At 67.6% G+C, this 12,772-nt stretch carries 10 protein-coding genes and 1 tRNA gene; 6 read left to right on the top strand and 5 right to left on the bottom strand.

Annotation, left to right across the window (positions count from 1 at the left end):
• The first annotated feature begins 261 nt into the window (after positions 1-261).
• The 3 genes from sepX to NLI01S_RS06125 all read left to right on the top strand — a co-directional run bounded on the left by sepX (position 262) and on the right by NLI01S_RS06125 (position 2,865).
• Positions 262-918 (top strand): divisome protein SepX/GlpR, encoded by a 657-nt coding sequence (sepX, locus tag NLI01S_RS06135; protein WP_067600562.1) that lies wholly within the window; start codon positions 262-264, stop codon positions 916-918.
• A gap of 68 nt (positions 919-986) precedes the next feature.
• Positions 987-1,060: transfer RNA gene (locus tag NLI01S_RS06130), tRNA-Ala, on the top strand.
• 1,388 nt (positions 1,061-2,448) lie between these two features.
• Entirely contained in the window at positions 2,449-2,865 is a 417-nt protein-coding gene (locus NLI01S_RS06125) for a hypothetical protein (RefSeq protein ID WP_084392348.1), read from the top strand.
• Between the two features lie 33 nt (positions 2,866-2,898).
• Here NLI01S_RS06125 and NLI01S_RS06120 read toward each other — a convergent pair whose 3' ends face one another.
• The 3 genes from NLI01S_RS06120 to NLI01S_RS06110 form a co-directional block, all read right to left on the bottom strand.
• The gene (locus NLI01S_RS06120; RefSeq protein WP_067600557.1) at positions 2,899-3,210 is read right to left on the bottom strand and encodes a sec-independent translocase; all 312 of its coding nucleotides are present in this window, start codon (positions 3,208-3,210) and stop codon (positions 2,899-2,901) included.
• Positions 3,211-3,391: 181 nt separating this feature from the next.
• Positions 3,392-3,595, bottom strand: coding sequence for a cold-shock protein (locus NLI01S_RS06115; RefSeq protein ID WP_017603347.1), 204 nt, complete (start codon positions 3,593-3,595; stop codon positions 3,392-3,394).
• A gap of 325 nt (positions 3,596-3,920) precedes the next feature.
• The gene (locus tag NLI01S_RS06110; protein ID WP_067600554.1) at positions 3,921-5,558 is read right to left on the bottom strand and encodes a dolichyl-phosphate-mannose--protein mannosyltransferase; all 1,638 of its coding nucleotides are present in this window, start codon (positions 5,556-5,558) and stop codon (positions 3,921-3,923) included.
• Between the two features lie 112 nt (positions 5,559-5,670).
• On the opposite strand from NLI01S_RS06110, the gene rsmI reads away from it, so the two are divergent.
• On the top strand, positions 5,671-6,546 hold the full coding sequence (rsmI, locus tag NLI01S_RS06105; protein WP_067600551.1) for a 16S rRNA (cytidine(1402)-2'-O)-methyltransferase: 876 nt from the start codon (positions 5,671-5,673) through the stop codon (positions 6,544-6,546).
• Positions 6,547-6,635: 89 nt separating this feature from the next.
• On the top strand, positions 6,636-7,298 hold the full coding sequence (locus tag NLI01S_RS06100) for an AIM24 family protein (protein WP_067600721.1): 663 nt from the start codon (positions 6,636-6,638) through the stop codon (positions 7,296-7,298).
• 82 nt (positions 7,299-7,380) lie between these two features.
• Here the strand turns inward: NLI01S_RS06100 and NLI01S_RS06095 are convergent, their stop codons facing one another.
• Positions 7,381-10,029 carry a protein translocase subunit SecDF gene (locus NLI01S_RS06095; protein WP_067600547.1) on the bottom strand — a complete coding sequence of 883 codons (2,649 nt, stop codon included), beginning with the start codon at positions 10,027-10,029 and terminating at the stop codon, positions 7,381-7,383.
• Positions 10,030-10,172: 143 nt separating this feature from the next.
• A complete protein-coding gene (locus tag NLI01S_RS06090; protein ID WP_067600543.1) occupies positions 10,173-10,631 on the bottom strand; it encodes a hypothetical protein in 459 nt (152 codons plus the stop codon).
• Between the two features lie 282 nt (positions 10,632-10,913).
• Between NLI01S_RS06090 and metG the strand changes: the two genes are divergently transcribed.
• Positions 10,914-12,731: a methionine--tRNA ligase gene (metG, locus tag NLI01S_RS06085; protein WP_067600540.1), complete on the top strand. Its 1,818-nt coding sequence runs from the start codon at positions 10,914-10,916 to the stop codon at positions 12,729-12,731.
• Positions 12,732-12,772: the final 41 nt, after the last annotated feature.

Raw genomic sequence — 12,772 nt, 5'->3', positions numbered from 1 at the left:
AAGGTCCACAATCTTGCGACACTCCGGTCGGAATGCGGCGCATTTATGGACACGGGGTCGTACCGTGCGGAACATAGACGCATTGACGATGCGGGCAGCGCGTGGATATGGCACACGGGATTCGTTCCGGCTCCGGCAGGGAGTAGGAACGGTACCGGGCCGGGGGGCGTCGGTACCCCCGAGGCAGTGTTCATGTACACGCGGCGCGGTGTCGACGAAGTGTCGATCAACGTTCAGTGGCCGTCATCGTGAGGAGGGGTGATGAGCAGCTCTCCCCTGTACCTCGCCATCGTGGTGGTCTGGCTCATCGTCCTGGTGCCGATGCTGTTGCGCAAGGACGCGGTCGAGCCGACCCACGAGGAGACCCGGCGCGAGGACGCCGAGCCGGACACCGACGAGGTCGACGAGTCGTTCGAGGAGGAAGACGCGGACGAGGATGACCCGGATCTCACCGAGACCCGAGTCATCACCCGGCCGCGGGCCCGCCGAGGGCACGCGGCGCAGGAGTCCGAGGAGCCTCGTTCCGTGGAACGGGGCGGGACGCCCGTACCCGAACCCCGGGCCCGGATCATCGCCCGTCGTCGTCGGCGCACCAGTGCGCTCACCCTGCTCAACGTCGCCACCATCGTGGCCGTCGCCTTCGGTCTCGGTCCCTGGTGGGTGATCGCGCCGCCGATCCTGTTGCTCGTCGGACACCTCGCACTGCTCCGGGAGGCGGCCAAGGTCGACGCCGAACAGCGTCAGGCCCGCCTCAAGGCACGCCGCCAGGCCTACCTGCGCGCACGTCGGGACCGTGACCGACAGGAGCACGAGGCACGGGAGGCCCAGCGTCTGGCCAAGGTGATCGCACTCCAGGAGCGCCGCAGTCAGGTCTACGACCAGTACGCGGACGCCCGCCTGAGGGCCGCCGGGGACTGACCCGGTCCGAACGCCCGGTCGGGCGTTCGGACCACTCGAACTTTCCTGCTAAAGTTGGTCACGTCTTCGGGGCTGTGGCGCAGACCGGTAGCGCACCTCGTTCGCATCGAGGGGGTCAGGGGTTCAAATCCCCTCAGCTCCACCGAAGAGGGGAAGTCGAAGGGAAGTACGTCTTCCCTTCGACTTCTTTGTTCTCCAAGACCGAAAAAGAGCAGGGCCCGATCCACGGATCGGGCCCTTTCTCGTGCTCGTGATGGGGCCGGACGCCATGCTCGCTGTTCCCTGCGGCGGGAGGTCATCCGGACCTGAGCCCCGAGTGTCACCGGCGAAGCGTCTATCCCCTGCGGCGGGGTGGTGCCGATGCGGTTCCCAGCCTAACCACCGACGCGCCGCAACGCCTATGGGTTCGGGACCTCGGATCGACCACCCGGATCCTTGCGGTGGTGACCCGCCACCGAGGGTTTCACCGGGCCCGTCGAACGATCGCGGGACGATCGGGAGGCACGCGGCCTTCTGGCGGCCGGGACCGCGTTGAGGATGGGCGGCCTCACGCTCGTTCGAACCTCCCTACGGAGAGGAGTGGCGAGCAGAAAGGTTCAGGCACATACTCGGGTTTGGTCGCGTCCGAAACGGGGGTAGCCGGGGCCTCAGGGACGCGCGTCCGGATGGAACCGGGTTTTTGAATGATCACTCAAAGTGACGTCCCTCTTCTGGTGAAGAGTCGCGGAAGTACCGCTATGTGGGGGTTTCTGGGTTGATGTGCGGATGCGGACGCCCGGCCGTGACGTCGCCACACGCGCCGGCCCCGAGGGGAACCGGGTTCCGTGAGTCGTTTTCCATACTCCCCGTGGCAATATCCGTACCGTCGCTCTCCGTTATGTCGGCCTCTTCTTGTTTTGCTTATCAAGGGACTTGTCTTTGCAGGTCATCGGAGACGGTGTCGCGCCAGGAAGGGGCCGGAAACCGCCCTGAGCTGCGCCGATTCCGTCTTCTGTGGTCATTTCGGAACCGGTGCCACGAACTTTGGTCGACCGTAGGCCATGGAATGATGAATATTCGGCCTCGGACCTTGTGGACTCTGCCGCGATAGGACATCTTGGTTCCGGGATGGGCTGGAAACACCAAGAAAGGTAGATGCCATGACCGTGCACGCGCAGAGCTCTCGTAAGAACAACGGCTGGACCTGGTGGTAACCAGGCCGGCTTGACGGGCACCGACGCGGAGCCCGTCACGTTCGGAGGGCCCGTTCGACATCGTCGACGGGCCCTTCGCCATGTCCGCCCAGGACACTCCGCTCCGTGATCGCGAGGGGGATTTGACCGCACACCCGACCGGGTAAGAGCCCGATACGTCGTCCGGGCCGTCCGGGTCGGGGCCGAAACGAACGTGAAGGGGCGACCAGTAGCAGTGTCCGACTCCCCTCAGCAGTCAGGCGGATACGAATACCCGAAGGAACCGGATCCCACGGGTGGGTACACTCCTCCACCCGTCCCGGAGGGAGCGCCGAGCGGACGCCCACCCCAGAGCCGCGTGCGGCCCCTTCCGGAGGAGTCCACGGCGGTCGTCGGCGAGGGATTCCGCCGCACCACCAGAGCGCGCAACAAGACCATGCGGGCCGAACGCGGCCGGGGGTTCTGGCGTCTGGGAACGTCCACGGTCCTGTACGTGATGGTGGTCGGGGGCATGGCCGACTACGTGGACCCGCAGGTACGCGTCATCGCCCACCTCGCGTTCTGGCTGCTCATCGGGGTGGGTCTGGGGCTGACGGTGGCCCGGGAACGTCGACACGATTGGGCGCCGCGACCACGGTGGCCGTGGCTGCTCGCGGCGCTGGGTGGCGCGGTGACGGCCGAGGTGCTCATCCTGGCGGTGGGATCGCCCGCGATCATCGTGGGATCGATCGTCCTGCTCGTGCTGGGGGCGTTCTTCCTCATGCTGGTGGGCTGAGCACCGGTCCGGTGGAGCGGGAGGAAGGTCGGCTCAGGTGGCCTCGTCGTCGAAGGGCGGGCGCTTGCCGTTCAGGCGGGAGACCGGCTTCTTGTCGGTCTCCTCTTCCTCTTCCCAGAAGTGTTTCTGAATGAATCTCTTCGGGTTGAGGTCTTGGACGTCGAAGTCCTTGTACTCCGGGCCGAGCCCCTCCTTGATGTCGTTGGAGGCGGAGTTGGCCATGGTACGGAGCTGGCGCAGGACGCGTCCGACCTGCTGCGCGGCCTTCGGGAGCTGGTCCGGCCCGAAGATCAGCAACGCGAGAAGGAGGAGGACGACGAACTCTCCACCGCTGATGCCGAACATGTATGGTCCTCGCCTTCGGGTGCTGACCGGCTTCAAGCAGGTTAACCGGTATCGCCACGCTTGGGTAACCGTGTCCCCATCCAACACCCATCGGTGGCTCTCGGAGCACGTCGGGGCCCTGAACGCGAACCAGCCCCCCACCCGAAGCGAGCGGAGGGCTGGGGAAACGCACGTGTGACGGTCAGACCGTGCGAACGTCCGCCGCCTGCGGGCCCTTCGGGCCCTGGATGATGTCGAACTCGACCTTCTGGTCCTCTTCCAGGTTCCGGAAGCCGGTGCCCGCGATCGCAGAGTAGTGAACGAACACGTCGGGCTGACCACCCTCGACGGCGATGAACCCGAAACCCTTCTCAGAGTTGAACCACTTCACGGTGCCCTGAGCCATGTGCTCTCCCTTGGGGACTACGGCGGGACCGCACCCTGCTGGTCCCGGGTCGCCGGGCGCCGGACCGAAGAAGGGTCATACCCGAATCGACAAGCGCCCACGTGAAGTTCCGCGAGGCGCCTCGGGCATCCATGGAAACTACAACAGCAACCAGTTGCAGACAGTATCAGGGAGGATGGGATCTTGCCGAGGCCTTTCGGCCATGAATCCCCGATATCCGAGTGTCCTGTTTCGGCTACTCGAGAAGGTTGATTTCCCGCCCTTGTGCGACTAATGGAGTTGTGCCCGGGGAACGGTTTCGGCCGTTCCCCGGGCGGTCCACTCGTTAGGAGGCGTCGCGCCCGTAGATCCACACCTCGAACCACAACCGATCGCCCCAGGTGTCGTCCGGCATTGGATAGGCCGACAGGACCGGGTAAAGGTAGGCGAAGTGCGCGATGGTCAACAGCACCACGACACCGAAGACCACTCCGCCGAGGGCGCGTGTGTACGGAGCGAAGCGCGGACTGTCCTCTCCCGCGCCCATCAGCATCCCCAGCATCAGCACGACGCCGAGCACCAGGAACGGCAGGAACGGCAGCGCGTAGAACAGGAACATCGGGCGGTCCGGGTAGGCGAACCAAGGGAGCCAACCGGCGGCGACCGCGAGCAGCACCGCGCCGGCCCGCCAGTCGCGGAAGGTGATCCACCAGCCCAGCATCACCACCATGGCGATGATGCTCACCCACCAGATGACCGGGGTTCCGATGGAGACCACCGAGGTCACACAGCTCCCGGTGTCGCACCCGACGGCCTGCCCGTTGTAGTGGAACATCACCGGGGTGCGCATGATCAGCCACTCCCACGGCGCGGAGATGTAGGTGTGGTCGCTGGTGAGGCCGGAGTGGAAGTTCATCATCCGGCCGTGGTAGTCGACCAGACTCCACAGGGCCTCCAACGGCGCGGCCACGAAGTTCGGCAGCGGGTCGGGGGCCAGACCGTCGGCGAAGTCCCGGTTGTAACCACCGCGGGTGAACAACCACCCGGACCAGGAGACCAGGTAGACGATCCCGGCGACCACCACGGTCTGCAGGAACGCGGGTACGGCGTCGACGCCCAGCCAACGGCCGAGGACACGACGCTGGCCGACGCTGCGTCGGGCACCGTAGTCCCAGGCGACGGTGAGCAGACCGAAGGCGGCGATGAAGAACAGGGCCGACCACTTGGTGCCGACCGCCAGGCCGAAGCACAGACCGGCGGCCAGACGCCACCAGCGCATGCCCAGCCAACCCACCGTGGTCAGATCGACCCCGGCCTCCGCCAGGCGGACCAGACGCTCCCTCGTCTTGTCCCGGTCGATCACCAGACAGGTGAACCCCGCCAGGATCCACAGGGTGAGGAAGATGTCCACCATGGCGATGCGGCTCAGGGTGAAGTGCAGGCCGTCCAGGGCCAGGATCAGCCCGGCGGTGCAGCCGAGCAGGACGGAGCGGGTCATCCGGGTGGTGAGCCGGACCAGGATGAGAACGGAGATCATCCCGGCCAGGGCGGAGGCCACCCGCCAACCCTCGGGGCTGACCGCCGAACCGAACGGCATCAGCGTCCACAGCCAGTCGCCGAGCGCGATCATCCACTTGCCGACGGGCGGATGGACGATGAAGTCACCCGCGCCGGTGAAGATGTTCGGATCGCCCTCGGCCAACATGGTGTCCGAGTTGTCGAAGGTCTCGTGCTCGTATCCGAAACGCCACAGGGCGAAGGCGTCCGTGGCGTAGTAGGTCTCGTCGAAGTAGATCCGTTCCGGCCGCCCGAGGTTGAAGAACCTGAGCGCCCCCGCGAACAACGCGACGAGGCCGGCGCCCAGCCAACCCGGCCAGGCGGGTGTGGGCATGCGGGGCACGAAGCGGGAACGGAGGTCGGAGGGCCGGGCCACGGCCGGAGGGGGCGAGGGCTCGGCCTCGCTGGGAAGTGCGGTGGTGGTCATCTCGGCTCGTAGGTTGGGGTCAGAGATGGAGGTCCGTTGCGGGCGGGCCGTGAAACCGGGTTTCGGATGGTTCGATCATGGCCAACCGTAGCGCGACAGGACGGGGATCACAGTGGTTGAGGGTGTCGAGAGAACACAGCCGGGCGGAAGGCTCGTCTTGGCCGGGTTGCCCATCGGGAACCTGGAGGACGCGCCACCTCGGCTGTTGCACGCGCTGGAGGGAGCGCGCGTGATCGCCGCGGAGGACACACGTCGCTTGCGTCAATTCGCCTCCCGTGCGGGCATCCGCCTCGGTGGTGAGTCCGGTGCCCGCGTCGTGTCCTACTACGACGCGAACGAGAGCCGCAGAGGAGACGAACTCCTCGCCGACCTGAGGCGTGGCGAGGAGGTCCTGGTCGTCACCGACGCGGGGATGCCGGGGGTGTCCGATCCCGGTTACCGCCTGGCGGCGGCCTGCGCCGAGGAGGGGATCCCCGTCACCTCGATCCCGGGACCGTCGGCGGTGACCACCGCCCTGGTGGTCTCCGGACTTCCCACCGACCGATTCTGCTTCGAGGGGTTCCCACCGCGCAAGGGACTGAGGCCTTACCTGGAGGAGTTGGCCGACGAGCGCCGGACGATGGTCTTCTTCGAGAGCCCGCACCGGATCGCGGCCACCCTCCAGACGATGGCCGCGGCGTTCGGTGTCGAACGTCGGGCGGCGGTCTGCCGTGAGCTCACCAAGACCTACGAACAGGTGCGTCGGGGCGGCCTGGGCGAGCTGGCCGAGTGGGCCGCCGATGGTGTGCGCGGCGAGATCTCGGTGGTGGTGGAGGGCGCCCGTCCCCGTGCGGAGACCACGAGCGACACCGACCTGATCGCCGCGGTGGGGGAGCTGGAGGATGAGGGGATGCGCCGCAAGGAGGCCATCGTCCGGGTCGCCAAGGAGACCGGTGTGCCCAAGCGCCGTGTCTACGACCTGGTCCACGGTGTCGTCGAGGCGGAGTGACCTCGGCGGATCCGGGCGCCGGCGAAACCGGCTCCCGGGTCGGTGCGTCGAACAGCGCTGAGGCCCAAGTGACGAAAGAGGATTCCTTCATGCGCAGTGAGCTCTTCCAACAAGCCCAGGAGACCCGGCAACCGGGGATGCACCCGCAGAACCGCAAGATGCTGAGAGTGGGGCTCAACGGTGAGTTCTACGCCCGACAGGGATCGATGGTCGCCTACCAAGGGCGGATCGAATTCGCGTACCAGGGCGCGGGCGGCGTCGGCCGGTTCATGAAGAAGGCGTTCACGGGCGAGGGCCTGCCACTGATGAAGGTGTCCGGGCAGGGGGACGTGTTCTTGGCCCACGAGGCCTGGGACGTGCACCTGATCGACCTGGAGGAGGAGTCCCTCACCGTCAACGGCGCCAACGTCCTGGCCTTCGAGCCCACCCTGAACTGGGACATCCAGAAGGTGCGGGGGTTCGGCGGCATGGTGGCCGGCGGACTCTTCAACACGGTCTTCACCGGGCGGGGGCGGATCGCCGTGGCCTGCCACGGGAGCCCGGTGCTGCTCAACGTGGACCAGCCGACCTTCGTCGACACCCAGGCCGCCGTCGCCTGGAGCACTTCCCTACAGGCCGACATCCGCAGCACGGTCAAGGCCGGAGCGATCATCGGGCGCGGCAGTGGTGAGGCCTTCCAACTCGCCTTGCAGGGGCAGGGCTTCGTGCTCGTCCAGGGCTCCGAGGGCGCACCGACCCCCACCAACGGCTGAACGGACCGCGTACAGGAGAAGGCCCCGAGCCGCACGAGGCGGTTCGGGGCCTTCCCATCTCTTGGGCCTGTGAAGGCGCGAGCTAGACGACCGCTCCGTCGTCCGCGTCGCGGGCGGCCTTGGCCGCCACCTTCTGCTTGGCCTTGCGTTCCTTGATCACGTGCGGTGCGGGTGTCTTGTCCCACTTCTGCAGCCAGATGGCGAGCGGCACCGCGACGAACACGGTGGAGACCACACCGGTGGTCAGACCGACCAACATGGCGATGGAGAAGTCCTGGAGCGAGGACCCACCGAGGAAGGTGAGGAAGACCAGGATGATCCACGCACCGACGGTCGTGTTCACCGTACGCGGCAGGGTGTTGAGGATCGCGCGGTTGGCGATCTCGGTGAACGAGGACTTGTCGTCCTTCGCCCACTCGTCTCGCACCCTGTCGAACACCACCACCGAGTCGTTGACGGTGAACCCGATGACACTCAGGATCGCGGCGAGGAAGACCCCGTCGATGGGCTTGCCGAGCCAGATGAACAGGCCGACGACCAGCACCATGTTGAAGGCCAGCGACACCATGGTGGAGACACCGAAGGACCAGCGGAAACGCCAGGCCAGGTAGATCATCTGTAGGGCCAGGGCCGCGCCGAGCGCGATCAGGGCCCGGTTGCGCAGCTCGTCGCCCATGCTCGGCCCGATCAGCTCGTCGCTGACCAGGTCCACGCCCCCGGTCTCCTCGGCGATGGCCTCGGTGATGCCGTCGGCCTCCGTGTCGGAGATGTCGCCGGTACGGACGGACAGGTCGCCGTCACCGGACTCCTGGACCACCGCGGTGTCCGAACCCGCGAAGTCGAGCCCGGAGATGACACCTCGGGCCTCGTCCACGGACAGGTCCTGGTCGCCGGTGATCTCGTACTCCAGGACGCGACCACCGGTGAACTCGACACCGAGGTTGGTGTCGCGCACCAACGGCGCCGCGATCGCGGTGACCACGATCAGTGCGGCGACGATGAGCCCGACGCGGCGGAAGTTCATCAGCTGCGGGTTCTTCTCGACCAGCCAGGTGCGGACCTTGCCGATGCGGTCGATACCACTGATCGAGGGGTGCTTCTTGATGACGGTCCGGCGCACCGCCCACTCCACGAACACGCGCGCGATGACGAGCGCGGAGATCATGGAGGCGATGGTGCCGAGGCTCAGGGTCACACCGAAGCCCTGGACGGTGCCGGAGGCGAAGAAGAACAGCAGCGCGGCGGCCAGGATCGTGGTGACGTTGGTGTCGAGGACCGCGCTCCAGGCCTTCTGCGTGCCCTGGACGAAGGCCTTCTCCAGGTTGGGAGGCACGGCGCGGCGACGGCGACGTGCCAGGGCACCGGTCTCCTTGCCGTCCTTGCCCTCCTTGTCGGACTCCTTCATGCCGGAGGCCTTGTTGGCCTCGTAGACCTGTTGCTGGCGCTGATACTCCTCACGCGCCCGTTCGAAGATCAGCACGTTGGCGTCGATGGCCATACCGATCGCCAACACGAAACCGGCCAGACCCGGCAACGTCAGTGTGGCGCTGATGGCCACCAGGGCGCCGTAGGCGATCAGGGTGTAGAACGCCAGGGCCAGGGAGGCCAGGAAGCCGACCATGCGGTACACCAGCGTGATGTACAGCGCGGTGAACGCGATGCCCAGGATGGCGGCGATGGCGCTGGCCTCGATGGCGGCGGCACCGAGGGTCGGGCCGACGGTCTGACGCTGGACCTCGGTGACCGGCAGCGGCAGCGAGCCCCCCTCGATCAGCACGGCCAGCTCTTCGGCGGTCTCGCTGTTGAAGTCACCGCTGATGGTGGTCTGGCCGCCGGCCATGCCCACCTCACAGGCGGTCTCCGCCGTCACCTGCGGGGACGAGATGACCTGGTCGTCCAGGACGATCGCGACGCGGCGACGCGGGTCACCCTCCTGGAAACAGGCGGCCTGACCGGTCAGCTCCTGCCACTGGTCACGGCCTTCACCACGGAAGCCGACGTTGACGACCCACTGGGCGCGGTTGACCTGGTCGAGGCCGGCCTCGGCGCTGGAGACACGGTCGCCCTGGATGGCGGCCTCGCCCAGCTGAAGCATGGTGCCCTCGGAGTCGGGCAGGGTCAGCGCGACGTCCTCGGGGTTCTCCGCGGGGGGACCGGCGGGCGCCTGGGGCATGCCGCCACCGCCCGGGTCGCCGCCCATGCCGCCGAGGAGCTCCTCCATCTCCTCCTGCGTCATCTCGCCGCCCTCACCGCCGGCGGGAGCCTCGCCCTCGCCGTCGGAGGGGGCGCGGGCCTCGTCGGCCGGCGGGTTGGCGAAGTCTCCACCCTGGGGCGCCTGGACGCCCTGGCCACCGGACTCGCCCACACCGAGAACCGGGTGGAAGGACAGCTGGGCGGTCTGGCCGACGATCTGCGCGGCCTCCGCCGGGTCCTGCACGCCGGGCAGCTCGACGATGATCCGGTTCTCACCGGAACGCGACATGTTCGCCTCGGCCACACCGAGACGGTCGATGCGCTGACGCAGCACTTCGACGACCTTGTCGGTGTTCTCCGAGTCGGCGGCGGTGCCGTCGGGGCCGTCCTGGGTTTCGAGGACGATCTGCGTACCGCCGCTCAGGTCGAGACCCAGGCGCGGTGGGATGAACCACGCCGCGCCGAACGCGACGAGGATGACGAGGAGGGAGATGAGCGCGCGTGTCCAGCGCGCTCCCGCTCCCGTTTGACTGGACAAGGGGTGAACCTCTCACTGCGGATGGTGGAACCGGTCGCGTGCCCGGGCACCGGACGGCTCGCGCGCGGCGCGAGGCCCGGGACCGAACGGGGGGTGCGAGGGCCCGGACCCGTACGAGACGGGTGAGGGCCGACCGGGGGTGGTCAGACGGTGGTGTACGCGGTGAGAGGGGGCGCCCGAGTGGATGGCAGCCCCTCGGTGTCGACCCGTTCGGGAACGGGGTCGTGAAGGGGGAGGGGCAGCGGCCACCAGGGTTGGTCCCACACCGCCAGGCGCAGAGCGCAAGAGGGGACCGCGTCGGGCAGGTCCCGCAGTACCAACCGCTGATCGCAGGTGGCAGCGGGCGGCCCGAGCGCGACCGTCTGTGGGTCGAGATAGGGCCCGACCTCCTTGCCCGCCTCCTTGGCGGAGGGGGAGGAGCCGGAATCGGCGGTGGTCGCCGGGGTGTCGGCCGAACCGACCGAGGAGGGGAGGGCCTCCCCGTCACCGGACGGCGCGGCGGCCAAGGGGAAGGACAGCACGACCATCAACACCACGCCGGCGATCAGGGACGCGGTGTTCCGGGCAGGACGGGGTACGGCACGGGTATCCGTGGTGACCACCGCCTCGGGACCGGGTTGGAGGGTCGCTCTCTGTCGTTCCGCGTCGGTGCCCCGGTGGCACTCGACGTCGTTGAGCCGAGCATAAGGGCAGGGGCCCACCCCGGGGAATCACTGCCGGCCGCCCTGTGGACAACCGTTGCCGGAACGTGTGCGATCGACCGTTCGGGAACCCCGGATCGGAGGAGAGGGGGGAAGGGGTGGGAAGCGCCGTCACATCGGGGAATCGGCGCCGTGGCCAGGGATGCGGCCCGCGGACACCCCGGCCGGCTTTAGGCTTGGGGCATGTCGTCGAATCGCCACATCCTGACCGCGGTCGCCTGGCCCTACGCCAACGGCCCGCGCCACATCGGCCACGTCTCCGGTTTCGGGGTTCCCTCGGACGTCTTCTCGCGCTTCCAGCGAATGTCGGGGAACAACGTGCTGATGGTCAGCGGTACCGACGAACACGGCACCCCCATCCAGGTGCTGGCCGACCAGGAGGGCGTCAGCGCCCGCGAGCTGGCCGACCGCTACAACCGGATCATCGCCGAGGACCTCGTCGCCCTCGGCCTGTCCTACGACCTGTTCACCCGCACCACCACCGGCAATCACTACTCCGTGGTCCAGCGACTGTTCACCACGCTCCACGACAACGGATACGTCTTCACTCGCACCACCAAGGGGGCGATTTCCCCCTCCACCGGCCGGACCCTGCCGGACCGCTACATCGAGGGCACCTGCCCCATCTGTGCCTACGACGGCGCCCGCGGTGACCAGTGCGACGACTGCGGCAACCAGCTCGACCCGATCGACCTGATCTCGCCGCGGTCCCGGATCAACGGGGAGACCCCCGAGTTCGCGGACACCGAGCACTTCATGCTCGACCTGCCGGCCTTCGCCGAGATCCTCACCGAGTGGCTCAAGGGCAAGGAGGACCAATGGCGACCCAACGTCCTCAAGTTCTCCCTGAACCTGTTGGAGGACCTGCAGCCGCGCGCGGTCACCCGTGACCTCAACTGGGGTGTGCCGATCCCGCTGGAGGGATGGAGCGAGAACGCCAACAAGCGCTTGTACGTGTGGTTCGACGCGGTCATCGGCTACCTGTCCGCGTCCATCGAGTGGGCCGAGCGCGTGGGCGAGCCCGACGCCTGGAAGCGCTGGTGGCAGACGGAGGACAGCGAGTCCTTCTACTTCATGGGCAAGGACAACATCGTCTTCCACTCGGTCATCTGGCCGTCCATCCTGCTCGGCGCGAGCGGTAAGGGCGACCGGGGCGGCGAGGTCGGAACGCTGGGCGAGCTGAACGTCCCCAACGAAGTGGTCTCCAGCGAGTTCCTCACCATGGAGGGACAGAAGTTCTCCTCCTCGCGCCGCGTGGTGATCTACGTGCGCGACTTCCTGGAGCGCTACTCCGCCGACGCGCTGCGGTACTACATCATGGCCGCCGGCCCGGAGAACCAGGACACCGACTTCACCTGGGCCGAGTTCGTGCGCCGCAACAACGACGAGCTGGTCGCGGCCTGGGGCAACCTGGTCAACCGGTCCATCTCCATGGCCGCCAAGAACCTGGGTGAGATCCCCGAGGCCGGTGAACTCACCGCCGAGGACCGCGAGGTCCTGGCCGGTTCCAAGGCCGCCTTCGACACCGTCGGCGTCCGCCTGGAGCGCTCGCAGTTCAAGGCCGCCCTGCAGGAGGCCATGCGCACCGTCGCCGAGGCCAACAAGTACATCTCCGACCAGGCTCCCTGGGCGCTGAAGAAGACCGACCCCGAGCGGATGGCCACCGTCCTGCACGTGGCGCTGCAGCTGGTCCAGGACGCCAACACCCTGCTCACCCCGTTCCTGCCCGTCGCCGCCAACAAGGTGTACGCGATGCTGGGCGGCACGGGGACCTGGACCGGCATGCCTCGGATCGAGTCGGGACACGACACCATCGGTGACTCCGAGGAGAAGGTGGACTACCCGGTCATCACCGGTGACTACGTCGACAACGACGCCCGGTGGGCCTCGACGCCGATCGTCCCGGGTACCCCGCTGAGTCGTCCGGAGCCGCTGTTCACCAAGCTCGACCCGTCCGTGGTCGACGAGGAACTCGCGCGCCTGGCCGGCGACACCGAGTAGCCGAGCACATCAGTACCCGCGGGCCCCGAGAACGTCTCGGT

The organism is Nocardiopsis listeri NBRC 13360 (assembly GCF_001570765.1).
Lineage (GTDB): Bacteria > Actinomycetota > Actinomycetes > Streptosporangiales > Streptosporangiaceae > Nocardiopsis > Nocardiopsis listeri.
Note: the sequence above shows the minus strand (reverse complement) of the source record. Positions and strands in the feature narration are given on the sequence as shown.

What these genes read in the sequence shown, in the direction of transcription:
- sepX (WP_067600562.1), top strand. Translation starts at nt 262, where the DNA reads ATGAGCAGCTCTCCCCTGTACCTCGCCATCGTGGTGGTCTGGCTCATC.
- NLI01S_RS06120 (WP_067600557.1), bottom strand. Translation starts at nt 3,210, where the DNA reads ATGTTCGGCATCAGCGGTGGAGAGTTCGTCGTCCTCCTCCTTCTCGCG.
- NLI01S_RS06115 (WP_017603347.1), bottom strand. Translation starts at nt 3,595, where the DNA reads ATGGCTCAGGGCACCGTGAAGTGGTTCAACTCTGAGAAGGGTTTCGGG.
- NLI01S_RS06110 (WP_067600554.1), bottom strand. Translation starts at nt 5,558, where the DNA reads ATGACCACCACCGCACTTCCCAGCGAGGCCGAGCCCTCGCCCCCTCCG.
- NLI01S_RS06100 (WP_067600721.1), top strand. Translation starts at nt 6,636, where the DNA reads ATGCGCAGTGAGCTCTTCCAACAAGCCCAGGAGACCCGGCAACCGGGG.
- metG (WP_067600540.1), top strand. Translation starts at nt 10,914, where the DNA reads ATGTCGTCGAATCGCCACATCCTGACCGCGGTCGCCTGGCCCTACGCC.